Consider the following 25,373-nt stretch of genomic DNA (forward strand, 5'->3'; position numbering starts at 1 on the left):
GTGCGACCTACCGGAAGGAACCGCCTCCATGAACCACGAGCACGCCCCCGGCGCGCGGCCCGCGGCGAGCGGCGCGAAGCTGGTGGAACAGGTCCACGCCCTGCTCGCGGCGCCCCGGCCCTGGCCCGTCGTCCAGGTGGGCGACCCCGTGCTGCGCGGGATCGCCGCGCCGTACGACGGCCAGCTCCCCGACGCCCTGCTGCGCGACCTGCTCGACGCGATGTTCCGGCACCTGCCGGGCGTCGGGGTGGGGATCGCCGCCCCGCAGCTCGGCATCCCGCTGGCGCTGGCCGTCATCGAGGACCCCGCCGACGTGCCGCCGGAGATCGCCGCGGAGCGGCAGCGGGCACCCCAGCCGCCGCTCGAACTCGTCAACCCCGTCCTCACCCCGCTCGGGTCCCGCTACCACGCCTTCCACGAGGCGTGCCTGAGCGTCGAGGGGTTCACGGCCGTGGTCGCCCGGCACGCCCAGGTACGGCTGTCGGCCCTCGACGGCGGCGGGCGGCCGTACGAGCTGGAGCTGTCCGGCTGGCCGGCGCGCATCGCCCAGCACGAGACCGACCACCTCGGCGGCGTCCTGTACCTCGACCGCGCCGAGCCGCGCTCGCTGTCCACCATCGCCAACCACGAGCGCTTCTGGACCCCCCGCCCCCGCCCCGCTCCCTGACGGCCGGGAGAGGTGACGCGGATCACCGCCGACGGCGGCCTTTCCGTGTCACGTCGGGCGGCCCGGGCGCGTCTTGTTTACAGGCAAGGTAAGGGGGCTTCAGATGCGCTCGTTCGTCGTCAAGCGCCGCTCGTTCCAGTTCTCCCACTGGTCGTTCATGTTCGCCGAGATCGCCGTCTGGTCGTTCGCCGTCCTGGTGGTGACCGGCGGGGTGCTGATGGTGTTCTACGACCCCGGCATGTCCCGGGTCGCCTACGACGGTCCCTACGGCCCGCTGCGCGGGCTGCTGGTCAGCGGGGCCTTCGACTCCACCATGCACCTCAGCCTGGAGGTGCGCGGCGGCCTGCTCATCCGCCAGGTCCACCACTGGGCGGCGCTCGTCTTCGTGGCGGCCGTCGTGCTGCAACTGCTGCGGATGTTCCTCACCGGCGCCTTCCGCCGCCCGCGCACCCGGCAGTGGCTGATCTGGGTGGCGCTGCTGGCGCTGGGCATGGCCGCGGGCGAGACCGGCAACGCCCTGCCCGACGACCTGCTGTCGGGCGGCAGCCTGTGGCTCATCGTGTCGGTGGTGCAGTCCGTGCCCTTGGTGGGGACCTGGGCGGCGTCGCTGCTGTTCGGCTCGGGCTTCCCCGGCGAGCGGGTGATCCCGGTCCTGTACGGCGCGCACCTGCTGGTCCCGGCCGTCATGGCGGCGCTGCTGGTCGCCCGCGAGCTGCTGGTGCGGCGCAACGGCCACTCCCGGTTCGCCGCCGCGGCGCCGGCCCGGCGCGGGGCGCGGCCGATGATGGCGCTGGCCACGGCCGGCATGCTGGTCGTCCTCGGGTTCGGGTTCCAGATCGCGCCCATCTGGCTGTACGGCCCCGCCCGGCCGACGCAGATCTCGGCGGGCTCGGTGCCCGACTGGTACATGGGGTTCCTGGACGGCGCGCTGCGGATCATGCCCGCCTGGGAGCTGACCCTCGGCGGCTACACGCTCAGCCTCGCGGTCCTCGTCCCCACGCTGGTGGTGCCCGGGGTCTTCTTCACCGCCCTGGCCGCCTACCCGGCGGCCGAGCGCTTCCTGCGGGCCCGCCGCCACCGCCGGGACGCGCTCGGCCGCCCCAGGGCCAGGACCCGCGCGACCCGCGAGCCGGACGCGGGCGGCCTGCTCGACCGGCCGCGCGAGACGCCGGTGCGGACCGGCATCGCGGCCGCCGGGGTCGCGTTCTACGGCCTGCTGTGGGCCGCCGCGGCCAACGACCAGCTCGCCCACCAGTTCCACCTCACCGTGAACGCCGTGACGGTCTTCTTCAGGTTCGCGGTGCTGATCGGCCCCGCCGTCGCCTTCGTCGTCACCCGGTGGATCTGCCTCGCGCTGCGGCAGGCGGAGCGCGAGGAGGCCGAGCACGGCGTGGAGACCGGGATCATCGTCCGCTCCCCCGACGGCGGGTTCCACGAGCGGCTGGAGCCGGCGCGGCGGGAGCCGGCGATCACCTCGGGACGGTGACGCCCCGGCGGGGGTCAGCCCCCGCCGCTCCGCTCGTGGGCGGCGGCGGCGAGGTGCAGGTAGGCGGCGGCCGTCCAGGTGTAGGCGCGGTCGCGCAGCCCCTCGCCGGTGCGGGCGTCGAAGTTCTCGGCGAACCCCGACCGCTCGCACAGGGCGCGGAAGCGGGCGCTGATCTCGTCGGCCAGCTCCCGGTGCCCGGCGCGGCGCAGCCCGTCCTCGATCAGGACGGTCGAGGGCGCCCAGATGGGGCCGCGCCAGTAGCCGTCGTCCTGGTAGTGCGGCGAGCCGGGCAGCTCGGTGGCGAGCCCGTACGCCGTCAGGTGCCGCCTGATCCGGCCGGCCAGCGCGGCGCCGACCGCGCGGGGCAGCTCCTCCCCCAGCACGATCGGCATGAGGTCGAGCAGGCTGGAGCCGCCCCAGGTGCGCCCCGACAGCGCGCCGCGGGCGGTGAACCGCTCGCCGTCCCACAGCTCGGCGAGGAGCGCGGCGCGCATCCGGTCGGCCCGCGCGTCCCAGCGGGCGCCGGTGTCCCGGTCGGGCGCCAGGCGGGCCAGCGCGCGCATCTGGAGCACGAGGAAGGCGGCCAGGTCGGCGCTCTCGACGACGCGCTCGGGGTCGAAGGTGGTGGCGTTGTCCCAGCCGCTGTCGTTGCCGTGCTGGTAGTGCGGCAGCTCCCGGCCGGGGGCGCGGCGGGCGGTGAGCCAGAACCCGGTCCAGCGCTCCAGCAGCCGGTAGACGTCCTCGGGCGGCGGCGGGAGGTGGCGCAGGGCCCAGCCGTGGACGGGCGGTTTGACGAAGTTGTAGAGGACCTCGGAGTGGGTGACCGAGTCTGGCAGCGCGCCGGCGGCGTCCTGGTGGTCGAAGGGCAGGCGGTACTGGTCCCAGGCCAGCTCGGGCAGGCCGCCGGCGAGGGCGATGGCGTTGAAGCAGTGGTCCCAGCTCCACACCTTGTCCATCCAGTGCTTCGACATCAGCACCGCCGGGCGGGTGACGAACCCGGCCGGCCGCACCGTGGCCGACCACAACACGTACGCGGCCAGCTCGGCGGCGGGCGCGCGCTCGCCGCGCCAGGGCGCGACCGCCGCGGCGAACGCGTCGAACTCCGCCCGCGCGGCCTTGACCACCTGGTCGAAGGGGTCCGTGGCGGCGTAGGGGGCGCGGGCGGTCTCGTACTCCTCGACGGCGATCTCCCAGTCGCCGTCCAACTCGATCCCGCGCTCGGCGGTGCCGAGCGCCTGCGCCCCGAGGTACGCGGCCCGCCCGCCGAGGAGCGTGACGCGGTAGCGGCGGCCGGTCTGGTAGACGGTCAGGACGTACGCCCCGTCCACGGGGTCCTGGTAGAAGTACGGGCCGCTGAACGGCGTCAGCACCGGGTCGGCGGCCAGCAGGCGCAGCCCGAGGCCGCGCCCGCGCACCCGTACCGTGTCGGGGCTCTCGTAGGCGAGGTCGATGCGGCGGCCGTCGCCGCCGGCCCAGGTGAGCCGCTGCGGGGTGGCCGTGACCGCGGCGGGCGCCGCGGGGACCAGCCTGAGGACCGGGTGCATGCCGCTCTGGTGGGAGACCAGGTGCACGTCCTCGGCGTAGGTCTTCTCGGCCACCACGGGCGAGAAGCAGAACCACGACCCGTGGTGGCTGAACGGGATCTCCCGCAGGGAGAACACCGGACCGGCGACGGTCATCGACGTCCTTTCTAGGTGAGCTGGATGTAGTCCAGTTCGGCGTAGCCCGTGCCGCCCGCGAAGTACGGCGAGCCCTTGGCCAGGCGGATCACGTTGTAGCCGGCCCGCAGCGTGACGGTCGTGGCGACCGTGGCGCCGAACTGGCCCCAGGCGGCGGTCGGCGGGTAGCTGACCGTGCTCCAGGCGCCGCCGTTGTAGGCGAGGCCCTGCGTGGCGGTGGCCCCGGTGGCGTTGGCGTAGCCGATGGTCATCGTGTACGCCCGCGCCGCCGGCACGTTCACCACGAAGTCCACGTAGCTGTCGGTGCGCGGGGTGCCGGAGTTGTCGATGCGGCCGACGTAGCCGCCGCCCGACGCGCTGGAGGAGGTCAGCCGCTGGGCGCGGAAGACGGAGGCGTTCTCGGCCTCGTAGCGCTGCTGGTAGGCCGGGACGCCGGAGACCGGCTCGACGAGGAGCTGGTAGGCGCTGGTGGCCACCATGTCCGGCACGGACACGCTGAGCCGGCCGTCGCTGACGGTCCTGGTCGTCACGGAGATCGTGGCCGGCGCGGCGACGGCGGTGAAGCGGCCGCTGGACGGGGTGGACGACAGCGTGACGCGCACGCTGGAGCCGAGCGGGCCCAGGCCGGTCAGGTTGACGGTGTTGGTGCCCGCCTCGTTGCCGAGGACCACGTTGACGATCCTGCGGGTCGGGTCGTAGGCGGCGAAGCCGTCCAGGCCGGTCGAGGTGGAGGTCGTGGTGACCATGTTCCCCGCCATGTCGCCGTACCACTTGTACAGCCACCACGTGCCGGTGGGCTGGGTGTTGCCGGTGACCAGGCCGTTCATGGTGCCGTACTCGTACCAGAAGGCGCGGTGCGCGGACTCCACGCCGCCGCGCTCCAGCTTGGCCACGTAGCCGGCGATCCGGCCGGGCACGTCCACCTCGGCGGGGGCGGCGTACTCGTTGATGGAGACGCGGCGCGGGCTGATGCCGAGCGAGGACTCCAGGTTGCGGTAGTCGGCGAGGTCGGTGGCGATCCTGGCGGGGTCGCTCAGCTCGTGCCAGCAGATGATGTCGGGCAGCGTGCCGGTGTCGCGGGCGCGGGTGAGGAACGCCTGCATCCACGACCGGTTGTAGGTGGCGGCGCTGGGGCCGACGATCGGCGTGAGCGGGTCGAGCGCCCGTACCGCCTGGTAGGTGCGCACCCAGCCGTCGTTGAACGGGCCGGCGGCGGCGGTGTTCCAGGTGTAGTCGGGCTCGTTCCAGAGCTCCCAGCCCAGGACGTTGGTGACCGTGGTGGCGTTGAGCCGGGCGCGGACCATCGTGTCCACCTTGGCCAGCCAGTCGCTCCAGCTCACCCACTTGTACGGGAAGTCGGGGTAGATGTCGGGCATCCGGATGTACTGGCCGGCCCCGACCCGGTCGGCCTGCGGGGCGATCCGCAGCGAGTCGCCGCCGGGCGGCTGGCCGTTGGGCCGCTGGCCGACGCCGGGGGCGGGCTGGGTCAGCGAGTTGACCTTGATGGGCAGCAGGGTGGAGTCGGCCGGGCGGGAGTTCTCCGCCAGGCCGTACAGGCCGCCGGAGGCGGCGTGGGTGACGGGCCGGAACGGCCGGGCGACGTCCACGGTCAGCGTCGCGCCGGCCGCCGCGGCCGGGGGCGCGCCGGTCACCACGGTGGTGGCCGTGGTGACCAGTACTAAGGCGAGCACGCGGAGACGGGACATGAGCGTTCACGCTCCTTCTGAAGGGGGTGGTGGGGCGATGGGCAGGAAGATCCGCATGCTGGACGGCCCGCGCCGCGCCCACGCGTGGTACGGCCGCAGCGGCACGTCGGTCCAGCCCCCGTCCCCGGCGGCCCCGGCGGCCCCGGCGGCCCCGGCGACGGGCTCGGCGGCCCCGGCGACGGTCCCGGCGGGCTCGGTGGGCTCGGCAGCGGGCCCGGCGACGGCCGGGACGGCGGGGTAGGGCCACGGCCGGTCGTCGAGCGCGAGCGCCCGGCCGCGGACCAGGGCCCCGCCGGGGACGGCCCGCGGCGCGGAGCGGGGATCGACGACCAGCGAGCCGAGCGCGCCGGGGTCGGGCAGGTCGCGGGACTCGGCGCACAGCACCTCGGGCCCGCGCTCCACCGCCACGCAGCCCCGCACGGCGTCGATGCGCGGGTCCGGCCAGGTGAAGCGCGGCTCCATCGGCAGGTCGAGGACGATCTCGTCCCCGGCGCGGAAGGCACGCCGCACCCGGGCCAGGCCGGGCCCGACCGGGCGGGTCCGGCCGCCCTCGGTCAAGGTGGCCCCGGCGGCCCAGGCCGGGACGCGCAGGGCGAGCGTCCAGGGCTCGTCCGCGTCGGCCGCGATCCGGACGCGGACGGTCCCGCCCTCCGGGTAGGCGGTCTCGACGTCCACGGCCGCCGCCCGGCCGCCGGGCAGCTCGGCGCGGATCCGGCAGGAGGCGTACTGGTGGATCTGCAGGCCGTCGTCGTCGCTGGTGGCGAGGTAGCCGTGCAGGGCGGCGAGCGTGCGGGCGACGTTGGTGGGGCAGCAGGAGACGTCGAACCAGGCGGCCCGCTCGCCCGCCTCGGCCCGCGGGCTGACCTCCGCCGGGTCGGCCGGCCGGCCGGGAACGCGCTGGTGGAGGGGGTTGGCGTAGAAGAAGGCCCGGCCGTCGGCGCTCGGGGAGGTCGCGATGACGTTGTAGAGCGTGCGCTCGATGAGGTCGGTGTAGCGGACGTCGCCGGTGGCGAGGTGCAGCCGCCAGGACACCATGATGGAGGCGACCCCGGCGCAGGTCTCGCAGTAGGCCCGGTCGGGCGGCAGCTCCCAGTCCTCGCCGAAGCCCTCGTCCTGGTGGCGCGAGCCCATGCCGCCGGTGATGTAGGTGCGGCGGGCGACCGAGCGCTCCCACTGGCGCTCCACGGCGCCCAGCAGCTCGTCGTCGCCGCGCTCGACCGCGACGTCCACCGCGGCGGCGGCCAGGTAGAGGGCGCGCACGGCGTGGCCGCGCCACACCCGCGCCTCCCGGACGGGCACGTCGTCCTGGAAGTAGGCGCGGCCGAGCGGGATGTCGCGCAGCGTGCCGTGGCCGCGCCGGTCGAGGAACAGGCGGGCCTGCTCCAGGTAGCGCTCCTCCCCCAGGGCGCGGCCGAACTCGGCCAGGCCGACCTCGATCTCCGGGTGCCCGCAGATCCCGGCGCGCCCGCCGGGGCCGAACGTCCGGCACACGTGGTCGGCGGCCCGCCGGGCGAGGCGTACCAGCTCGTCCTCGCCGTGGCCGCGCAGCCGGGCGACGGCGGCCTGGAGCAGGTGGCCGGTGTTGTACAGCTCGTGGCCGCCTTCGAGGTCGCTGTAGCGCGGCCGCTGGCCGCCGTGGCCGAAGCAGGTGTTGAGGTAGCCGTCGGGGTCCTGGGCGCGGGCGATCCTGGCGGTGAGCCGCTTGATCGCCGCCTCCGCCTCCGGGTCGCCGGTCCTGGCGCTCTCCCAGGACAGGGCCTCCAGCAGCTTGTAGACCTCGGAGTCGGAGAACGGCCAGCCGGGCCGGTCGGGCCCGGTGGTGCCGTCGGCGACCCGGTCGAAGTTGGCCAGCCAGCCGAGGCGCTCCATCCACGACTCGCAGTGGGCGAGCGTCGCCGTGGCGTTCACGGTCTGGCGGCTCCCCCAGAACCCGCCGGTGAGCGAGACCTGCGCGAGCGCGAGGGGGCGTACCCGGCCGCGGGAGGGCAGCACGGGGCTGGTCATATGGCGAAACCCTTTCTGTCAGTCCTTCACCGCGCCCGCGGTGACCCCGGCGGCGATGTAGCGCTGCGCGAGGATCAGCAGGAAGGCCGCGGGCACGGAGGCGATCACGGCGGTCGCCATGATCGAGTTCCATTGCGTGGTGTTGTTGCCGATGTAGCGGAAGATGCCGAGCGTGATCGGGATGACGTCGCTGTTGCGGTTGAGCGTGGAGGCGAAGATGAAGTCCGACCACGCCCACAGGAAGGCGAACAGCGAGACGGTGATCACGGAGTTGCGGCTGAGCGGCAGCACGATCGACCGGAACGTGCGCCAGGTGCCCGCCCCGTCGATCTGCGCGGCGGCCATGACCTCGGCGGGGATGCCCGCCATGAACGCCCGGAACAGCAGCACCCCGAACGGCACGGCGAGCGTCGAGTCGGCCACGATCAGCCCGGGGACGGTGTTGAGCAGCCCGAGCCTGATGTAGACGGCGTAGAAGCCCATCGCCATGACGACGGCGGGGATCATCTGCGCCACCAGCAGCAGGAAGTCGATCACCCGGGTGCCGCGCGGACGCAGCCTGGCCAGGGCGAACCCGGCCGGCAGCGACACCACGAGCGTGAGCGCGACCGTGCCGAGCCCGATGAACAGGCTGGTGGCCAGGGCGGGAAGCTGCTGGCCGAGCGCGGCGGCGTACCCCTCGAACGTGGGGTCCCACGGGAACCAGTGGGGCGGGTCGGCCCGCATGTCGCCGGTCCTGGTGAGCGAGACGTTGACCATCCAGTAGACCGGGAAGAGCATCACGGCCACCAGGACGACGCCCGTGGCGGTCCGCCACTTTCTCATGACCCCTCCTTCTGCAGGCGCACGTGGGCGAGCCCGGCGGCGAAGGCGATGAGGATGAGCAGGTTGCCGACGGCCGCCGCCGGGGAGAAGTCGGGCTGGCCGGTGCCGAACGCCTCCCGGTAGGACCAGATGGCGAGGGTCGTGGAGGCGTCCGCCGGGCCGCCCCTCGTCATGATCCAGATGATGTCCACGACCTTGAGCGTGTAGATCAGGCCGAGCAGCAGCGTGATCAGCGACACCGGGCGCAGCAGCGGGAAGGTGATGCTGCGGAAGCGCTGCCACGCGCCGGCCCCGTCCAGCCCGGCGGCCTCGTACAGCTCGGCGGGGATGTTCTGCAGCCCGGCGTGCAGGATCACCAGGTTGAACGGGACGCCGAGCCAGACGTTGGCCACGGTGACGGCCAGCAGCGAGGTGTCCGGGGAGGTCAGCCAGTTGATCTGGCCGACGCCGAACGCCTGCAGGGCCGCGTTGACGATGCCGTTCTCGCTGTTGAGCATCCACGACCAGGTGGAGGCCGACACGATGAGCGGCAGCAGCCACGGCACGAGGAACATCGCGCGCAGCACCGCCGACAGCCGGAAGGTGCGCTGGAAGAAGACCGCGAGGGCCAGCCCGATCGCGTACTGCGCGGCGATGGAGCCCAGCGTGAACAGCGCGGTGTTGCCCAGCGCGCGCAGGAACGCGCCGTCGGACAGGATCTTCGCGTAGTTCTCCAGGCCGGTGAACTCCGGGTCGCCCTGGATGAAGGCCCGGGGCGTGTAGTCGTGCAGGCTGAGCTCGATGTTGCGGTAGAGCGGGTAGGCGTAGAAGACGAGCAGGTAGACGAGGAGCGGGGCGAGGAAGGCGAGGGCCGTCCACCGCCGGGCCCGCCGGTGCGGGGCGGCGGCGTGGGCCGCCCTTCTCGTCATCACCGTCCCGGTGCGGAGCGAGGTCATGGGATCGGTCGCCGGGTCATCCGCCGATGGCCTGCTTCGCCTGCGCCTGCGCCTGCTTGAGCGCGTCGGCGGGGCTCGCCGCGCCGCTGAGCGCCTTCTGCACGCCGGTCCACAGCGCCTCGGAGATCTTCGGGTAGTCGGTGCCGAGGTTGTCGCTGGTGCGGCCCTTGGCCGAGCGCACGGCCTCCACCCACGGCTTCAGCCCGGGCTCCTGGGCGAGGATGCGCTGCTGCCCGTCGGCGGTGGAGGGGATGTAGTACGCGAACGTGGTGCCGGTCTCGACCAGGCCCTCGGGCGTGGTCATGCACTCCAGGATCTTCTTGGTGACGTCGTAGCGCTTGGTGTCCTTCTGCACCGGCACGGTGATGAACTCGCCGCCGGTCGGGGTGGGCGCGGCGCCGCCGTCCTTGGCGGGGATCTGCACGACGCCGGTCGGGAAGCCGGCCTTGGCGGCGCTGTTGATCTGCCAGGTGCCGTTCTCGGCGAAGGCGAACTCGCCGGTCAGGAACTCCTCCCAGGTGGTGTTCTGGGAGTTGCTGATGACCGAGTTGGGCGCGAGGCCGTCCTTGAGCCAGGAGCTCCACAGCTCCAGCGCCTCGACGGCCTGCGGTGAGTCGAGCTGGGTGAGCTGCGCGCCGGCACCCCAGAACCACGGCAGGAACTGGAAGGAGCCCTCCTCCGTGCCGATGCCGGCGAAGGTGATCGGCTTCTTGCCGGCGGCCTTGACCTTCTTCAGCGCGGCGCCGAGCGAGGCCCAGTCCTTGATCGAGTCCGGCTCGACGCCGGCCTGGTCCAGGATCTTCTTGTTGTAGTAGAGGGCGAGGGTGTTGGCGCCGATGGGGATGCCGTACGTCTTGCCGTCCAGCTCGCCGGCGGCGATGAGGTTCTTGTCGAACCTGGCGGTGTCGAGGCCGAAGTCGGCCATCGCGGTGAGCATCCCGGCGTCGGCCAGCGTCGAGACGGCGGGGTTGTCGAGGAGGATGACGTCCGGCGCGTTGCCCTCCTGGCCGGCGAGCAGCGCCTGGTTCGTCAGCGCGGTCGTGTCGTAGGCGGTGCGCTGGATGGTGACGCCGGCCTGCTGCCCGCAGGAGTTCACCCGCTTGGCCCAGGCGGAGCCGGCGTCGTGCTGCGGGTAGGGGTCCCACCAGGTGTAGGCGCCGGCGGCGGTGGCGGTCGTGCCGGTCCCGCCCCCGCCGCCGGTCGGCGCGGAGGCGCAGGCGGCCAGGGCGAGCAGGGCGGTGGCGATCACGGTGGCCTTGGCGGACGTACTCTTCATCTGGACTCTCCAGTGTTAGCGCTCACATCGAGAGGCTGTCGGACGTGGGGGCTGTCGTCCGCGCGGTCAGCGCGGGCGCGGGGGTGCGGTGCTGCCCCGGGAGACCAGCTCGGGCGAGATGAAGCGCACCACGAACGGCTCCTTCCTGGCCGCCGTGGACTCCACGCGGCGCACGAGCTGGCGTACGGCCATGGAGCCGAGCCGGTCGGGAGCGCTCTCGATGAACGAATAGGGCAGGGAGAAGGTCGCGGCGAACTCGGCGGAGTAGCGCCCGATGACCGACAGGTCGTCGGGCACCCGCAGCCCCCGCTCGTGGGTGACGGAGGGCAGCGCCGCCGCGACCGCCTCGTTGTTGATCAGCAGGCCGGTGGCCGCCGGGTGGGCGTCGAGCAGGTCGTGCAGCAGGCGGCCCACGGCGGGCTGCCGGGACTCGCCGTACACGGCGCGCAGGGTGACGCCGCGCTGGCGGGCACGTTCGAGCGCCGCGTCGCGCAGCCGCCAGACGTACGCGCCGCCCCGCTCGACCACGTGCTCCGGGTGGGAGATCAGGATGAGCTCGCGGTGGCCGAGCCGGTGCAGGTGGTCCACCATGACCCGGCCGGCCTCCTCGAAGTCGAGGTCGAACACGTCCAGGCCGGAGCAGTCGCCCGGCAGCCCGACCAGCGCGCCCGGCTGCGGCGCGGCGCGCAGGATGGGCAGCCGGGCGTCGTCCTGGGCGATGTTCATGAGCACGACGCCGTCCACCATCCGGGAGTCGGTGATGCGGCGCAGCGCCCGCACCCCGTCGGCCTCGGTGACCAGCAGCGTGTCGTAGCCCAGGTCGCGGGCGGTGTTGGTGACGCCCAGGATGTACTGCATCATCGCGGGCGCGAACTCGTCCTCGTGGAACTGGGCGAGCAGGCCGAGGACCTTGGTCCGGGCGGTGGCCAGCGCGCGGGCGCCGGCGTTCGGCGTGTACGCCAGGGCCTCGGCGGCGGCCAGCACCCGCCGGCGCACCTCCTCGGAGATGGGCCGCTTGCCCGACAGCGCGTACGACGCGGTGCTGCGACTCACCCCGGCTTCCCGGGCCACGTCCCCGATCGTCGCCACTCTCACCTCCTGATTGTCGAACCGGTTCGACGATGACGTTGCACTGCTCCCTCGCATCGCCGCTCCGATGGCGCCTTCTTCCAGGAGGACGCAGACTGACGTCCCCGGTGTCGGCGAACCGGTTCAACGATGTGGCTCGACTGTTGCTCCACCGGGCGCCGGGCGTCAAGAGCCGCCGCGCCCGGCGATACCGAATCGTGACCGGCCGGAAACGCGCGGAGACCGGCCCATTGACGCGCCGGACGCGGCTGCGTAACCTACGCGCAACCCCCGGTGGCGTTGCCGATCTGCTCCCTCAGTCTTGTTAACGCTCACATACCAGGGGCAACCGCCATGGCATTCCCGAGCATCACCAGGGCTTTGTGCGCCGGGCTCCTCCCGGCGGCCCTCACCTTCTCGCTGACGTCAGGAGTGGCGTACGCCCCGCTGATCGATCGGATCACCCTCGCCCCCTACAGCCGGTGACCCGGCGCGCTCGCCGGGTTCAGCGCCCGGTGTAGCGGTCGGCCAGGTCGGCCAGCCGGCCGACCTGGCCGGCCTCCGGGGACCAGCAGTAGAGGATGACCTCGTCCGCGCCCAGCTCCTCGAACCCGCGCAGCCCCGCCCGGATCTGGTCCTCGGTGGTCAGCATGCCCTCCACCATCCAGTGGGAGGCGCCGACGATCGCGTAGCACTCGCTGATGGCAGCCTTGGCCGTGGCGACCGTGCTGTCCGAGCCGAAGGCCACGTTGAGCTGGCCGACGTTGCGCGGGCTGCCCTCCCGGCCGGCCGCCGACCACTCCTTGCCGACGGCGCGGAACAGGTCGCCGGCCCACGGCGCGGGCGCGGCGCACAGCAGGCCGTGGCCGAACCGGGCCACCCTGGCCAGCGCGCTCGGCGCGAACGCGCCGAACAGGATCTCCGGGCCCCCCGGGCGCAGCGGCGCGGGCCCGACCGGGCCGAGCCCGCAGGGGGTGCGCTCGCCGGCCCAGAGCTGCCGCAGCGCGACGAGCTGGTCGTCGAGCCGCCGGCCGCGGCCCTTGAGCGGCATGCCCGCGGCGGCGAAGTCGTCGGTGCGGCTGCCCACCCCCATGCCCAGCGTGAACCGGCCGCCGGCGAGCCGGTCGAGCGTGGCCACCTGCTTGGCCAGCAGGGCGGTGTCGCGCAGCGGCCCGATCAGCACCTCGGTCTGGAGCCTGACCCGCCTGGTGACGGCGGCGACGGCGGCCAGCATCACCAGCGGCTCGGGGTTGCGCCAGATGAGGCGGTCGAGCAGCCCCAGCGTGCTGAACGGCCCCGCGTCCGCCTGCCGCGCCCAGTCCAGCAGGAGGTCCGGCTCGTCCCCCGGCAACCCGATTCCGATCTTCACTGGTGCCTCCTTCGCAAGTGCGCCTGCTCAGCCGTGGCGATAGACTCGCGGTGATTGTTCGGTCCCTGATCGAGAGCTGACGACATGACGGACGATCCCCAGGCGATCAGGCTGGATGAGTTCCTGCCCTATCCGCCCGACCGCGTGTGGCGAGCGTTCGTGGAGCCCCGGCTGGTGACGAAATGGCTCGGGCCCGAGGACTTCCAGCCGGTCGTCGGCCACCGGTTCACGATCGTGGCGCAGGCCGTGCCCACCACGAGGTTCGACGGCGTCATCCACTGCCAGGTGCTCGCCATCGAGCCCGAGCGCCTGCTGCGCATCAGCTGGGAGGATCACGGGCCGAGCGGGGCGCGGTGCACCGCGACCTGGCGGCTGGTGGCCGAGGGCCACGGCACCCGCCTGTTCTTCGACCACGAGGGCTTCGACCCCGGCAACGAGCTGCAGCAGCGGGCGCGCCGCATCATGGGCGGCGGCTGGCGCTCGTGGTTGTTCACCCGGCTGGCGGCGGCGCTCGCGGCCGGCGAGCCGGCCAGAGAGCCAGCCAGAGAGGCGGCCAAGGGCGCGGCGGGCGGGGAGCCCGCGCGGGAGGTCCCGTGCGAGGGCCGGCCCTAGTCGCCCTGCCGGTCGCTCTCCTCCCGCCGGTTGTTCTCCTCCTCCACCACGGTGTCGCGCAGCAGCCGCAGCCGCTCCTGCCAGTAGAGCTCGTACGGGTGCAGCCAGTTGGAGATCTCCTCCAGCGGCGCGCGGCACAGCGAGTAGTGGCGCTCCCTGCCGACCCGCCGCTCGGTGACCAGGCCGGAGTCGCGCAGCACCTTCAGGTGCTCCGACACGCTGGGGCGGGCCATGTCGAAGTGGGCGGCCAGGTTGTTGACCGACTGCGGCCCCTGGAGCAGGAGCTGGAGGATGCGCCTCCTGACCGGGTTGGCCAGGGCCGGGAAGACGTCGTCGAGCAGGGTGGGGACACCGTCCGGCGTCGTCGTCTTCCCGCTCCGCGGCATGGTTGGCAGCCCCTGGTCGCACTGTCGCCGGCGACCCGATACTCGCCGGTCCCCGTACATTATCAGTAGGGTCTATCCTACCTGTCAACGAGGCCGGGGAACGGGCCCGCCCGGCGGGCGCCGGGCGGGCGCGCGCCGGCTCGCTCACCACGTCACCGGAAGCGCCTCGGGCCCTCGTACCAGCCGGTCGAGCTTCCAGGTGACCCGCTCGGGATCGACGGCGAGCCGCAGGCCGGGGAACGCCCGCAGCAGGCCCTCGACGGCCAGCTCGATCTCCGCCTTGGCCAGCGCCGCGCCCAGGCAGCGGTGCGGGCCGAAGCCGAAGGTGAGGTGCTGCTCCCGCTCGGCCGCGAAGTCGATCGCGTCCGGGTCGGCGAAGACCCGCGGGTCGCGGTTGGCCGCCGACAGCTGGGTGTAGACGGCCTCGCCCTTGGCGATGAGGGTGCCGCCGACGACGACGTCCTCGGTCGCGACCCGGGCGAAGCCTCCCGGGCTCTCCAGCGGCACGAAGCGCAGCAGCTCCTCCACGACCCGGGGCACCGGCGGCCCCCCGCCCCGGGCCAGCTCGGCGTAGCCGCCGTCGCGCAGCAGGACGAACATCATGTCCGCGATCTCGTTGACGGTCGTCTCGTGCCCCACCACGAGCAGGGTGACGCCGAAGGTCACCAGCTCCCGCTCGCTCATCACCGCCTCGGTGTCCCGCGCCCGGACCATGGCGCTGAACAGGTCGTCCGCCGGCGCGACCCGGCGCTGCTTGACCAGCCACTGCAGGTACTCGGTGAGGCTCTGGAAGGCGGCCTGGATCTCCTCCGGCGTGAACGCGGTGACGGACATGACGATGTCCGACCACACCCGGAACTTCTCCCGGTCGGCGAACGGCACGCCCAGGATCTCGCAGATCACCGCGATCGGCAGCGGCAGCGCGAGGTCCCGTACGAGGTCGGCCGGCGGCCCCTGCCCGGCCATCCGCGCCAGCAGGCCGTCCACCTGCCCGGCGATCCACGGCCGCAGCCGCTCCACCCGGCGGGGGGTGAACGCCCGCGCGGCGACCTGGCGGACCCGCGTGTGGTCGGGCGGGTCCATGCTCATGATCATCTCGGGGTTCTGGACGATGCGCGGCTGCAGCCGGGGCAGGTCCATCTCCAGCGTGACGGCCCGGCTGAACCGGGGGTCGGAGAGCACGAACCTGGTGTCCTCGTACCCGGTGACCAGCCAGGCGTCGCCGCCGAACGGCATGCGGACGCGCGCCACCCGCTCCGACTCCTGCAGCTTGCGGTACTTGGGGTCCAGCTCCAGCGCGACGGCGGGCCCGAACGGGAAGCGGTGCACGGTGCGCTCGTCCATCACCGGCCTCCGGCGGCCGGGCCCAGCTCCAGGATCGTCAGGCCGAACGTCGTCGGGTGCGCCCCGGTGACGGCCAGGCCCGCCCGCTCGGCGAGGTCGTCGAACTCCGCGCGGGTGCGTTCCCTGCCGCCGCTGAACAGCAGCATCATCATGTCCAGCCGGGCCAGGCTGCGCTGGTCCCCGCCGCCGCCGACCAGCGTCTCGATCACCAGCAGGCGGCCGGTGGCGCCCAGCGCGCCGGCGCCGCGCCGCAGCACCCGCACGGCCTGCTCGTCGGGCCAGTTGTGCAGCACGTTCATCAGCACGTAGGTGTCGGCGCCGGCGGGCCACTCGGCGAAGAAGTCCCCCTCGACGAAGGAGACGCGGCCCGCGACCGGCGAGCCGGCCAGGTGCGCCCGGGCCGTCGCGACCGCGGCCGGGGTGTCGAAGACGACGCCGCGGGCGTCCGGGGAGACGCGCAGGACGGCCTCCAGCAGCAGCCCGTGACCGCCGCCGACGTCCACCACGTCGCCGCGGGCCGCCCAGTCGAGCGCCGCGATGACGCTGTCCAGCGAGATGCGGGTCTTGTGCGCCATCGCCTGCTCGAACGAGTCCGCCAGCGACGGGTGCGCGGCGAGGTCCGCCCACACGTCCTGGCCGAAGAGGCGCTCGTACACCGGCTCGCCGGTCCTGATCGCCTCCAGCATGAGCACCGGCGTCTGGTCGAGCCGGCACATGGCGCTGTCCATGCGCCACCAGTCGCGCATGCTGACCGGGCTGTCGGAGCGCAGCAGGGCCGACAGCGCCGTCGGCCGGTACAGGCCGGCGGGCTCGTCGTGGTCGAACACACCCAGGGCGGCCAGGTAGCGCAGCAACCGGCCCAGCGCGTCGGGGTGCACGCTCTCCCCGGCGGCCTCCAGCCCCTTCAGTATCGTGTCGGCGGACGTCCCGCCGGGGGCGACGAGATCGGCCAGCCGCAGCGTCGCCGCCACGCGGACCGCCCAGGGCGCGAAGGTGTCGGTCAGGGCCAGCATGGTGACGAAGGCGTCGTCGGCCTGGACGTCGGGGATGGCACGGGCGTCGGGCACCGGGTACTCCGTTCGACGAGGAGGGGCGGCGGTCAGCTCAGGAACTCCCGCGCCGGGTTGGCGCGCGGGTAGGTCCGCAGGTAGTCCAGGAACATCGCCAGGGTGCTGTCGCGGGAGGTCAGCAGGCCCGGCTGGAAGTGGATGGTGTCGAAGATGTCGGAGTCGTCGGAGTAGAACTGCATCTGCGCCTCGAACACCCGCCGCAGCGCCCGCTGCGCCTCCTCCTCGCTCTCCGACTCGTCCTTGCGGACGCCGTAGACGAAGAAGGAGTCGGTCCGGCCGGGAGCCGGCAGGCTGGGCGAGGTCATCCAGAAGTACCAGCGGCCGTCGAGCAGGCCGGTCTGCAGGAACAGGTTGGGGCCGTGGATGTCGATCCTGACGTCGTACGTGGTGCCGTCCGGCAGCGAGCCGACGAGGTCGTAGCCGTGGCTGTGCGCGGTGCTGCGCACCGTGTCGGCGGGCGGCACCTTCAGGTCGAAGCCGTGCGGCAGCGACAGGTGCTGCAGGTCCAGGGTGTGCGCCGAGACCATCCACGGCTCCATGGCCAGGTGCCCGAACCGGCCGCGGCCGGCCCGCACCTCGTCCTCGGGGCAGGGCAGCTCGGGGATGCGGAAGATCGGCTCGGTGCCGTTGAAGGCCCAGACGACGCCGAACCTCTCCTCGGTGGGGAACCGGAACAGGCGCGCCCCGTCGGGCACCGGGTCACCGCTGCCGGTCCGCCGGCACACGCCCTGCTCGTCGTAGGTCCAGCCGTGGAAGCGGCACCTCAGCAGGCCGTCGCGGACCGTTCCGACGCCGAGGTCGGCGCCGAGGTGGACGCAGTAGGCCGACACCACCGCCGGCCGGCCCGCGGCGTCGCGGAAGGCCACCACCCGCCCGCCCAGGAACTCCGCGCCGACCACCGTGCCGGGCGCCAGGTCGTCCGCCATGCAGATGGGGTACCAGCTCTGCGTGTAGAGCCCGTCGTCGCCCTCGTGCGGCAGGTGCGCGCCCATCGGGCGGGGAACGGGGTCGTCGGGACGGGTCGCCGGGGTCGGGAGCTGGGTCACGGTCACCTCCGCTGGTCCGCATGGCGCCGGCCTGAGGGCGCGGTGGACCACACGCTAGATCAGGCCGGGGTCCCGGTACTTCTTCGAGCCTGCGCAAGCCGCCGGAGGGTCAGGGCCGGGCCGACAGGGCCTTGCGCGGCTCGGCGAAGCGGTGCTCCCGGGCGGCCAGCAGCGGGGAGGCGAAGACGATCGGCGGATCGCTGGCCCGGCGCGGGCGCAGGCCGATGACGATGCTGCTCTCGGTGGCGCGCCCGCCCTTGACGTGGATCTGGCCGTACGAGCCGACCAGGCACCGGCCGGGCCCGTCGCCCGCCATCAGGTCCTCGATGTCGGTGTCGGACGGGAAGCTCATCGCCAGGGCCATGTAGGCGCCGTCGGGACCGACCGCCATGTCCACCTCGTCGCTCTCCCGCGCCAGGGCGCAGGCGGCCGGCCAGCCCTGCGGGATGCCCGACTCGAACAGCCCTACCAGCGCGATGTCGCCCGGCTCCCGGCCGTCGAGCCGCACCCGGAGCTTGCGCGCCGGCCCGGCGCGCGGCGCGGGCGGCGCCGCCGCGGCCAGCACCGCCTCCCACGACTGGTCGGACATCTCGTTGATCAGGCGCCGGAACTTGCGCGGGGAGACCCCGACGTGCCGGGCGAACTGGTGGGAGAAGGTGCCGAGGCTGGTGTAACCCACCTGCATGCAGATGGTGGTGATGTCCAGGTTCGTGGCTGCGAGCAGCCGTTTGGCCTCGGCGATCCGCAGGGCGGCCAGGAAGCGCGCCGGGGTGGTGGCGGTGATGCCGCGGAAGACGCGCAGGAAGTGGAACGGGCTGAAGCACGCGGTCTGCGCCAGGTCGTCGAGCGAGTGCGCGCGGGACAGATCGCGCCTGATCTTGCCGAGCACCTGCTCGACCGCCCGCATCCGATGGTCTCCGGGAACGTCGATCCTGTCCGTTGCGTCGTTCTCGCGGATCCGCACTCCTACCTCCAGGTCCCTGTAGGGTCCATCGATGCGTCATGGATGTCCACCCGCCGCCCGCGACGGCCGTTCAGCTCCGCCTGGAGGCCTCCTGCGGGCTCGGCCACATCGAGGCCCAGCCGCCCTGGGCGCCCTGCGTCTCGCGCAGCAGGTCCGGGATCTTCGCCACGTCGAAGACGCCCCAGTGCTCCACGATCTGCCCGCCGTCGAAGCGGAAGGTGTTCGACCCGCCGATCGCGATGTTCCTGCCGGTGGCGGGGATGCCCATGAACTCGCCGGTGTGCGCGAAGTGCAGCTCGATGGCCTGGGACAGGTAGTCCCCCTCGCAGACCGAGACCAGGACCTCCACCTTCGTGGTGGTCAGCGCGCCGGCGGCCTGGCCGAACCGGTGCTGGACGCCGTCGCGGCCGGGCGGGTCCCACGGGGGCGCGAAGTGGTCCACGAACTCCGGGGCCAGCACCTCCTCGATCGCGGAGAAGTCCCGGCGGAACAGCACGGCGCCGCGGAAGCGCCGGACGATCGCCTCCCGCTCGGCCTTGATCTGCGCGAATTCGTCGTTCACGTGTCCTCCCGTCAGGGTTAGGCCGTCGCCTCCAGCAGCTTCTCGTCGATGAGGCCGAGCTGTTCCAGGAGGTGCACGGTGTCGGCCACCCCCCAGTGCTCGACGACCTTGCCGTCCACGATGCGCAGCTGGCCCATCAGCGCGCAGTGGACCGCCCGGCCGGTCGGCTCGATGTCCATGTAGGGGCCGGAGTGGGTCGCCGAGACCCGCAGCCGGGTGCTGACCAGGTCGCGCTCGGCGATCATCTCCTCGACGTCGATGTGGATGTCGGGGAACGCCGTGATGAAGCGCTGCATCTCGCCGCCCACCTGCCCGGCGGGCATGGCCCCCTCGCGGCCGTGGTGCACCATGTCCGGCGCCCAGTAGCGCATCATCCGCGCGATGTCCCGTGCGTTCCAGGCGTCCACGAGCTGCTGCACGATGGCCTTGTTGGCGGCCAGCTGATCCGTATCGGCGGGCACGGTTCCTCCAGGTCGGCGCGTGCCGGGACAGGCATCCTTCAGGGGCACCCTTCATAGGCAAACACACCGCCAGGGGCGGGGTTTCTTCGAGATTGTCGTTCTGGCAGCTCGCGTTGACCGTGCCGGTGGGCCGCAGCGAGACTGAACGCGATTCAGCGCCTGCCGCCCGGAAGGACGGGATCCCCTCATGACGATCACGGATGACGTACGCCGCCGGCCCCGCTCCGAGCCGATCCCGTCCGAGGGCGCGGACGGCCTGTTCACCCAGACCTGGTTCCCGGTCTGCCTGGGCGACGCGCTGCCGGAGGGCGGCGGCATCGTGGGCGCCGAGCTGCTCGGCGGCCGGGTGGTGGCGGTGCGCTCGCCCTCGGGGCGGGTCTCCGTGTTCAGCGCGTACTGCGTCCACCTGGGCGCCGACCTGTCGGTGGGCCGGCTCGACGGCGAGGCCGTCCGGTGCGCCTTCCACGGCTGGCGTTACGACATGGACGGGCGCTGCCTGTCGGCCAACGGCACGCCGGTCGATCCGCGGGCGCGCCTGTTCCGCTTCCCCGCCGTCGAGACGCACGGCGTCGTCTGGGCGTTCAACGGCTCCTCCCCGCTGTTCGCGCTCCCCCAGCCGGACCCGCCGGACCCGGCCGCGCCCGTCGTGACGCGGACGGCGGCCTTCGGCCAGGAGCTGGCGGTGGACCCCTGGGTGGTCGCGGCCCAGACCCTGGACCTGCAACACTTCGCGCTCCCTCACGAGGGCACGTTCGTCGAGGACCCCAACGACTCCGTCACCTGGGACGAGTTCTCGGTCGGGTACCGCTACCACGCGCTGATGCCGGGCGGCGAGGAGTACCGGGTCTGGGCGTCGATCCACGGCAGCAACATCTTCTGGCAGCAGGGCACGCTGGACGGCCGCTGGTTCTACTGGATCACCGGCATGGCGGCGCCCCGGGCGCGGACCACCGCCTCGTACTTCACCTGGGGCACCCAGCCGCTGCCCGGCGAGCCGCCCGAGGCGGCCGGGGAGTTCCTCGCCAAGGTGCAGGCGTTCATGTTCAACCTCCTGGCGGAGGACGCGCCCGTGCTGATGACGATCCACTACACGCCGGGCCTGCTGACCAAGAGCGACGCCGCGCTCGCGGACTTCTTCGCCTACCTGCGCCGCTACCCGCGGGCCAACCCGGCCCGGCACTTCCTCCGATGAGGAAGGGCTCCGCCGGCCCCCTCTCCTCCACAGGGCCGGCGGAGCCGTGGCCTCAGCCGTTCTGCTCGTACGCCGCCCGCAGCAGCGCCTCGACGCCCGCGTCGACCTGCCCGGCCGCGGTCAGGCCGATCTTGTGCGTGGACTGGCCGGGCGCCGTGGCCGCCTTGAGCCGCTCGTCGGCGGGCGGCTCGGTGAAGCGCAGCCCGAGGTCGATCCTGCTTGCGGTGGCCGGCTGGATGGCGGCGAACTGCCGCTTGCGGTTCAGCGCGACGAACCCGGCCCGCACCTCGACGGCCACGTCGCCGCCCAGCCCGGTGGCGGCGGCCAGCAGGGCCTCGTAGATCGGCGTCAGCGCCTGCTTGGGGCCGGCGTACTGGGCGGCCAGGTGGTCGTCGGCGGTGGGCTCGGCCCAGCCGGCCTCCTTGGCCGCGGCGATGGCGACGGCCTCCTGCTGCGGCTTGGTCAGGTTGTGCTCCGACTTGAGCCACTGCCGTACCGCGCGCTGGTCGAGCGGGTCGATCCCGGACTTGCCGACCGCCGCGATCCACTCCTCCAGCGACTTGCCGGTCTTCTCGGGGAGGGACGCCGCCACGCGGACGAGCATCTCCGCTCCGGAGAGCGCCATTGCCGGTTCCTTTCGTCGATTGCGGGGCGCCGGGGCGCGCCCGGATCACGGGCGCGGCCCGGCGGCCACGGGTGTCGTTCAGCCCCAGGACGCCGCCGACGCCGGCGGTGCCTTGACGCGGCCGGCCAGCACGGCGGCCACCACCATCAGCACCGCGCCCACGATCATCGCGGTGTTGAGCCCGCCGGTGAAGCTCTGGCCGACCGCGGCCTCGATGCGCGCGGCGGTCCCCGGGGCGACGCCGCCGACGCGCGGCAGCACGCCCTGGGCCGCCACGGACGCCTGCTCCACCGCCTTGCCCGCGGCGTCCTGGGGCACGCCCGCGGCGGCGAGCCTGCCGGGCAGGTCCGCGGCGACGCGCACGCTGATGATCGTGCCGAGGATGGCGGTGCCCAGCACGGCCCCCAGCATGAGGCCGGTCTGCTGCATGCCCGACGCGGTGCCGGCGAGGTCGGCGGGGCTGTGCCCGAGGATCACGCTCACCGCCACGGGCACGATCGCGCCGATCCCGATGCCCATCAGCCCCAGCGAGGGGCCGAGCAGCGCGTACGACGAGTCCGCGTCCAGCAGCGTGATCCCGACCGAGCCCAGCGCGACCAGGACGGCGCCGAGCATCATCGGCACGTGCGGCCCCCGGTCGTTGCCCAGCTTGCCGCCGACCGCCGCGCCGACGCCGAACAGCACCGTCTGCGGCAGCAGCAGGACGCCGGCCAGCAGCGGCGAGTGCCCCTGCACCCGCTCCAGGTAGAGGCCGAAGTAGAAGTAGCTGCCGAAGGCGACGAACGCGGCCATCGTGATGACCACCACCGCGATCGACAGGGACGGCGAGCGGAACAGCGCGGGCGGCAGCACCGCGTTCGCCGAGGTCCGCTGCCGCCACAGGAACAGCGCCGCCAGCAGCGCGAAGCCCACGAAGAGCAGCACGGTGACCAGGTCGAGGCCGTCCACGGGGATGCGGATGATCCCCCAGACCAGCGCCAGCAGGGCGGCCGAGAGCAGCACGACGCCCGGGACGTCGATGGACGCGGCCAGCCGCTGCTCGCGCCCCTTGCCGATCAGCCACACCCCGGCGACGACCACGACGGCGCAGATCGGGATGTTGAGGAAGAAGATCCCGCGCCAGCCGAACTGGTCGACGACCAGGCCGCCGATGAAGGGCCCGGCCGCCATCGCCAGCGCCCCGAACCCCGCCCACACGCCGATGGCGGTCTTCATGCGGTCGAAGGGGAACAGGTTGCGGATGATCGCCAGCGAGTTGGGCGCGAGCACGGCCCCGAACAGGCCCTGCACCACGCGGGCGGCGATCAGCACCTCGATGGAGCCGGCCAGGCCCGCGACCGCCGAGCTGGCGGCGAACCCCACCATGCCGACGAGGAACGTGTTGCGGTGGCCGAACCTGTCGCCGATCTTCCCCGCCGTGATCAGGAAGACGACCACCGCGAACATGTAGCCGTTGCTGACCCACTGGAGCTGGCTGAGCCGCGTGCCGAACTCGACGGCGATCTGCGGGTTCCCGATCGTCATCACCGTGGAGTCCAGCGCCTCCATCATGGCTCCGAGGGAGACGAGCACCAGAGTGATCCACATCCGGGTCGAGACGGTGCCGGCTGGCGCGGTCCCGTCCGCGCCGGAGGGTGACCAGGTTTCGTCACGGGATGGTTGAGTCATGGCTTCTCCCACGGGGGCGCCGCGGCGGCGGGCGGGTCAGGCGCCGCCGTCGGTCAGGATGAAGGTGTTGCCGTCCGGGTCGGCGAAGCTGGCCTGCTTGCCCCACGGCGTCGGGTTGGGGTCGTCGACGGAGACGCCGGCCTCGCGCAGGGCGGCCACCGCCTCGTCGGTGTTGCTGGTCTCCAGCATGGCGTTCTTGATCTGCGGGGTGTCCGGCAGCCAGGTGCACAGCACCAGGGTGGTCTGCGCGCCCTTGGGCGCCACCTCGATCCAGCGCAGGTTGTCGCCCATCGGCATCGGGGTGTCGGTGCGTACCTCGAAGCCGAGTTTGTCGACGTAGAAGGACTTGGCAGCGTCCTGGTCGCTGACGGGGACGGTCAGTTTCTGCAGATGCGTGATTTCCATGCGGCAATCGTAGGTAGGGAAGATCCTACCCGTCAAGGGTCGGGTAGATCCTACGCGTCGCGTGTCCCCCGGCCGGCCGGCGCGGGCCGCAATGTCGAAGAAGGCGCCGGCCGCCGGGCCGGGCATGCTCGGGACATGTGCGCGATGAGGCGGGGCCGGGTGCTGGTGGCGGGCGGCGGCATCGCCGGGCTCGCGCTGGGCACCGCACTGTGCCGGCGCGGGTTCGCGGCCGTCGTCCTGGAGCGCTCGGCGCGGCCCGAGCGGGCCGGCGGCGGGCTGGTGCTCGCCCCCAACGCCGTCAAGGCGCTGGACGCCGTCGCCCCCGGCCTCGCCGGCCGCGTCCGCGACGCCGGCCGGCCCGCCGGCGGGCGCGGCACGACCGGGCACCGCAGCGCGTTCCTCGACGAGCGCGGGCGGGTGCTCGGATCGGTGTCGTTCGACGGGTACGAGGAGCGCTGGGGCGCGCCGGCGGTCACCGTCCTGCGCGCCGACCTGCACCGCCTGCTCCGCGACGCGGCCGGAGCGGCCGGGGTGGAGCTCGTCGAGGGGTTCGCCGCCGCCCGCTACGCCGACGCCGGGTCGCGCGTCGAGCTGGTCGCCCGCGACGGCGCGGTCCGGCACGGCGACCTGCTGGTCGGCGCGGACGGCGTGCACTCGGCCGTGCGGGCGCAACTGCTGCGCGACGGCGCGCCGCGCTACCGCGGGTTCACCGCGGTGCGGGGCGTCGGGCCGGCGCCGGCCGCGCACCCCGACGGCTTCATCGCCTACGGGCGGGGGCTGGTCCTGTTCGCCGCCGCCATCGGGGGCGGCGAGGTGTACTGGGTGGCCTCGATGAACGCGCCGCGCGGCGTGGTGCCCGCCCTGCCGGCCGCCGAGGCCCTGGCCCTGGTGGTCGAGCGCACCGGCGGCTGGCACCCGGACCTGCGCAAGGTGCCGGCCGGCGCCGACCCGGCCGGCTGCGTCGCGCACGACGTCCTGGACCGGCCGCCGCCGCGGGCGTGGGGCCGGGGGCGCGTCGCGCTCGCCGGGGACGCCGCGCACCCCATGGTCTACACGCTGGGGCAGGGCGCGGGCATGGCTCTGGAGGACGCCGCCGTACTCGCCGCCGTACTGGCCGCCGAACCGGCCGCGGGTGGGAGCGCGAGCATGGGCGCGGGTGCGGTGGCGCGGGCGCTGGAGCGGTACGCGGCGGTGCGGGGGCCGCGGGTGCGCAAGGTGGTGCGCCAGTCGCGGCTGCTGGGCCAGGTCGCGCACGTGCGCTCGCCGGCGCTGGCCGCGATCCGCGACGCGATCCTCGCCGCCACCACCCGCGGCTCCGGCTCCCAGGGCGGGGACCTGTTCGGCTGGACACCCCCGGATCAGCCCCACCCCTGACCCGGCGGCCCGGCCCTCCGCCGAAGAGCTCGACGCCCCCGCCCGCGCCCCGGGTCAGTGGTCGCGGGGGCGGCTCGCCAGGTAGGAGGCGCCGCGGGGCGAGAGGCGGTAGCCGGTGCCGAGGCTGAGGGTGAGGCCCAGGTTCTTGAGCTTGCGCACGTCCAGCTTGAACTGGGCGGGGTCGCGGCCCAGCTCGGCGGCCAGGTCGGCGGCCCGCACCTCGGGCCGCCGGCCGATGATCTCCAGGGTCGCCCCGGTCCACGGCCCGGTGCCGCTCGCCCGGTCCAGCCGGTCGAGCCTGGCCGCGAGGACCCGCAGCTCCTCCTCGGAGAGGTCGCCGGCGGCGGCCAGCTCGTCGCGCGGGTCCGGCTCGTCGAGGTACCTGATGCGCAGCCGGAAGACCGGGTCGCCGGGCCGGCCGCGCAGGTCGGCGGCGACGGCGGCGGCCGACGGGTAGCCGGCCGCCGCCGCGTCGGCCTCGGTGATCCGCTCGGCCGTCACGACGTCGATCGCGTCGACCGCCACCCGGCCGAGCGCGGTGCGGTAGACGTTGCCCGCGCTCGCCTGCGCCCGCCGCCAGCGGCGGAACAGGACGGTGATCGCGCCGCTGCGGATGCCGTCGTGCCGTTCCCTCTCGATCAGCATGGGG

Annotated in this window: 25 protein-coding genes; 6 read left to right on the top strand and 19 right to left on the bottom strand. The window is 73.6% G+C overall.

Annotated features, from left to right (window positions below; genetic code table 11):
- Nucleotides 1-28: 28 nt before the first annotated feature.
- Nucleotides 29-667, top strand: coding sequence for a peptide deformylase (locus AB0H75_RS31160; RefSeq protein WP_367802462.1), 639 nt, complete (start codon nucleotides 29-31; stop codon nucleotides 665-667).
- A 103-nt stretch (nucleotides 668-770) separates the two neighbouring features.
- A complete protein-coding gene (locus AB0H75_RS31165; RefSeq protein WP_367802464.1) occupies nucleotides 771-2,153 on the top strand; it encodes a cytochrome bc complex cytochrome b subunit in 1,383 nt (460 codons plus the stop codon).
- Nucleotides 2,154-2,167: 14 nt separating this feature from the next.
- Here the strand turns inward: AB0H75_RS31165 and AB0H75_RS31170 are convergent, their stop codons facing one another.
- The 7 genes from AB0H75_RS31170 to AB0H75_RS31200 form a co-directional block, all read right to left on the bottom strand.
- Nucleotides 2,168-3,832 (bottom strand): amylo-alpha-1,6-glucosidase, encoded by a 1,665-nt coding sequence (locus AB0H75_RS31170; RefSeq protein ID WP_367802504.1) that lies wholly within the window; start codon nucleotides 3,830-3,832, stop codon nucleotides 2,168-2,170.
- 11 nt (nucleotides 3,833-3,843) lie between these two features.
- A complete protein-coding gene (locus tag AB0H75_RS31175) occupies nucleotides 3,844-5,538 on the bottom strand; it encodes a CBM35 domain-containing protein (RefSeq protein WP_367802506.1) in 1,695 nt (564 codons plus the stop codon).
- Between the two features lie 6 nt (nucleotides 5,539-5,544).
- The gene (locus tag AB0H75_RS31180) at nucleotides 5,545-7,542 is read right to left on the bottom strand and encodes a glycoside hydrolase family 127 protein (RefSeq protein ID WP_367802508.1); all 1,998 of its coding nucleotides are present in this window, start codon (nucleotides 7,540-7,542) and stop codon (nucleotides 5,545-5,547) included.
- Nucleotides 7,543-7,560: 18 nt separating this feature from the next.
- The gene (locus AB0H75_RS31185; RefSeq protein ID WP_367802510.1) at nucleotides 7,561-8,367 is read right to left on the bottom strand and encodes a carbohydrate ABC transporter permease; all 807 of its coding nucleotides are present in this window, start codon (nucleotides 8,365-8,367) and stop codon (nucleotides 7,561-7,563) included.
- Nucleotides 8,364-9,275 (bottom strand): carbohydrate ABC transporter permease, encoded by a 912-nt coding sequence (locus tag AB0H75_RS31190; RefSeq protein ID WP_367802512.1) that lies wholly within the window; start codon nucleotides 9,273-9,275, stop codon nucleotides 8,364-8,366. Before AB0H75_RS31190 ends, AB0H75_RS31185 begins: the two co-directional genes overlap by 4 nt.
- A 43-nt stretch (nucleotides 9,276-9,318) precedes the next feature.
- Nucleotides 9,319-10,578 carry an extracellular solute-binding protein gene (locus AB0H75_RS31195; RefSeq protein ID WP_367802514.1) on the bottom strand — a complete coding sequence of 420 codons (1,260 nt, stop codon included), beginning with the start codon at nucleotides 10,576-10,578 and terminating at the stop codon, nucleotides 9,319-9,321.
- A gap of 66 nt (nucleotides 10,579-10,644) precedes the next feature.
- Nucleotides 10,645-11,667 (bottom strand): LacI family DNA-binding transcriptional regulator, encoded by a 1,023-nt coding sequence (locus AB0H75_RS31200; RefSeq protein WP_367802515.1) that lies wholly within the window; start codon nucleotides 11,665-11,667, stop codon nucleotides 10,645-10,647.
- Nucleotides 11,668-12,000: 333 nt separating this feature from the next.
- Here AB0H75_RS31200 and AB0H75_RS31205 point away from each other — a divergent pair, with 333 nt between their 5' ends.
- Complete coding sequence (locus tag AB0H75_RS31205; RefSeq protein WP_367802517.1) at nucleotides 12,001-12,132, top strand: hypothetical protein; 132 nt, start codon at nucleotides 12,001-12,003, stop codon at nucleotides 12,130-12,132.
- A 19-nt stretch (nucleotides 12,133-12,151) separates the two neighbouring features.
- On the opposite strand, the gene AB0H75_RS31210 is transcribed toward AB0H75_RS31205, so the two are convergent.
- A complete protein-coding gene (locus AB0H75_RS31210; RefSeq protein WP_367802519.1) occupies nucleotides 12,152-13,015 on the bottom strand; it encodes an LLM class flavin-dependent oxidoreductase in 864 nt (287 codons plus the stop codon).
- Nucleotides 13,016-13,099: 84 nt separating this feature from the next.
- Here AB0H75_RS31210 and AB0H75_RS31215 point away from each other — a divergent pair, with 84 nt between their 5' ends.
- Entirely contained in the window at nucleotides 13,100-13,627 is a 528-nt protein-coding gene (locus AB0H75_RS31215) for an SRPBCC domain-containing protein (protein WP_367802521.1), read from the top strand.
- On the opposite strand, the gene AB0H75_RS31220 is transcribed toward AB0H75_RS31215, so the two are convergent.
- From AB0H75_RS31220 to AB0H75_RS31250, 7 genes are all read right to left on the bottom strand, one after another.
- Nucleotides 13,624-14,013, bottom strand: coding sequence for an ArsR/SmtB family transcription factor (locus AB0H75_RS31220; protein WP_367802523.1), 390 nt, complete (start codon nucleotides 14,011-14,013; stop codon nucleotides 13,624-13,626). The genes AB0H75_RS31215 and AB0H75_RS31220 overlap by 4 nt on opposite strands.
- Nucleotides 14,014-14,157: 144 nt before the next feature.
- Nucleotides 14,158-15,357 carry a cytochrome P450 gene (locus tag AB0H75_RS31225; RefSeq protein WP_367802525.1) on the bottom strand — a complete coding sequence of 400 codons (1,200 nt, stop codon included), beginning with the start codon at nucleotides 15,355-15,357 and terminating at the stop codon, nucleotides 14,158-14,160.
- Entirely contained in the window at nucleotides 15,357-16,424 is a 1,068-nt protein-coding gene (locus AB0H75_RS31230) for a methyltransferase (RefSeq protein ID WP_367802527.1), read from the bottom strand. The genes AB0H75_RS31225 and AB0H75_RS31230 overlap by 1 nt, the downstream gene beginning before the upstream one ends.
- Nucleotides 16,425-16,456: 32 nt before the next feature.
- Nucleotides 16,457-17,473: an aromatic ring-hydroxylating dioxygenase subunit alpha gene (locus tag AB0H75_RS31235; RefSeq protein WP_367802529.1), complete on the bottom strand. Its 1,017-nt coding sequence runs from the start codon at nucleotides 17,471-17,473 to the stop codon at nucleotides 16,457-16,459.
- A gap of 109 nt (nucleotides 17,474-17,582) precedes the next feature.
- A complete protein-coding gene (locus tag AB0H75_RS31240) occupies nucleotides 17,583-18,380 on the bottom strand; it encodes a helix-turn-helix domain-containing protein (RefSeq protein ID WP_367802531.1) in 798 nt (265 codons plus the stop codon).
- Nucleotides 18,381-18,507: 127 nt separating this feature from the next.
- Nucleotides 18,508-18,999 (bottom strand): ester cyclase, encoded by a 492-nt coding sequence (locus AB0H75_RS31245; protein WP_367802533.1) that lies wholly within the window; start codon nucleotides 18,997-18,999, stop codon nucleotides 18,508-18,510.
- A gap of 17 nt (nucleotides 19,000-19,016) precedes the next feature.
- A complete protein-coding gene (locus AB0H75_RS31250) occupies nucleotides 19,017-19,460 on the bottom strand; it encodes an ester cyclase (RefSeq protein ID WP_367802535.1) in 444 nt (147 codons plus the stop codon).
- Between the two features lie 187 nt (nucleotides 19,461-19,647).
- Between AB0H75_RS31250 and AB0H75_RS31255 the strand changes: the two genes are divergently transcribed.
- The gene (locus AB0H75_RS31255; protein WP_367802537.1) at nucleotides 19,648-20,652 is read left to right on the top strand and encodes an aromatic ring-hydroxylating dioxygenase subunit alpha; all 1,005 of its coding nucleotides are present in this window, start codon (nucleotides 19,648-19,650) and stop codon (nucleotides 20,650-20,652) included.
- Nucleotides 20,653-20,704: 52 nt separating this feature from the next.
- Here AB0H75_RS31255 and AB0H75_RS31260 read toward each other — a convergent pair whose 3' ends face one another.
- From AB0H75_RS31260 to AB0H75_RS31270, 3 genes are all read right to left on the bottom strand, one after another.
- Nucleotides 20,705-21,277 (bottom strand): DUF5655 domain-containing protein, encoded by a 573-nt coding sequence (locus AB0H75_RS31260; RefSeq protein ID WP_367802538.1) that lies wholly within the window; start codon nucleotides 21,275-21,277, stop codon nucleotides 20,705-20,707.
- Between the two features lie 78 nt (nucleotides 21,278-21,355).
- Nucleotides 21,356-22,864 (bottom strand): MFS transporter, encoded by a 1,509-nt coding sequence (locus AB0H75_RS31265; RefSeq protein ID WP_367802540.1) that lies wholly within the window; start codon nucleotides 22,862-22,864, stop codon nucleotides 21,356-21,358.
- Nucleotides 22,865-22,981: 117 nt separating this feature from the next.
- On the bottom strand, nucleotides 22,982-23,350 hold the full coding sequence (locus AB0H75_RS31270; protein ID WP_367802542.1) for a VOC family protein: 369 nt from the start codon (nucleotides 23,348-23,350) through the stop codon (nucleotides 22,982-22,984).
- Nucleotides 23,351-23,485: 135 nt separating this feature from the next.
- Here AB0H75_RS31270 and AB0H75_RS31275 point away from each other — a divergent pair, with 135 nt between their 5' ends.
- Entirely contained in the window at nucleotides 23,486-24,724 is a 1,239-nt protein-coding gene (locus AB0H75_RS31275; protein WP_367802544.1) for an FAD-dependent monooxygenase, read from the top strand.
- Between the two features lie 54 nt (nucleotides 24,725-24,778).
- On the opposite strand, the gene AB0H75_RS31280 is transcribed toward AB0H75_RS31275, so the two are convergent.
- Nucleotides 24,779-25,369 (bottom strand): hypothetical protein, encoded by a 591-nt coding sequence (locus AB0H75_RS31280; protein ID WP_367802546.1) that lies wholly within the window; start codon nucleotides 25,367-25,369, stop codon nucleotides 24,779-24,781.
- Nucleotides 25,370-25,373 lie beyond the last annotated feature (4 nt).

Origin of the sequence: Nonomuraea sp. NPDC050783 (genome assembly GCF_040802095.1) — a bacterium.
GTDB lineage: Bacteria > Actinomycetota > Actinomycetes > Streptosporangiales > Streptosporangiaceae > Nonomuraea.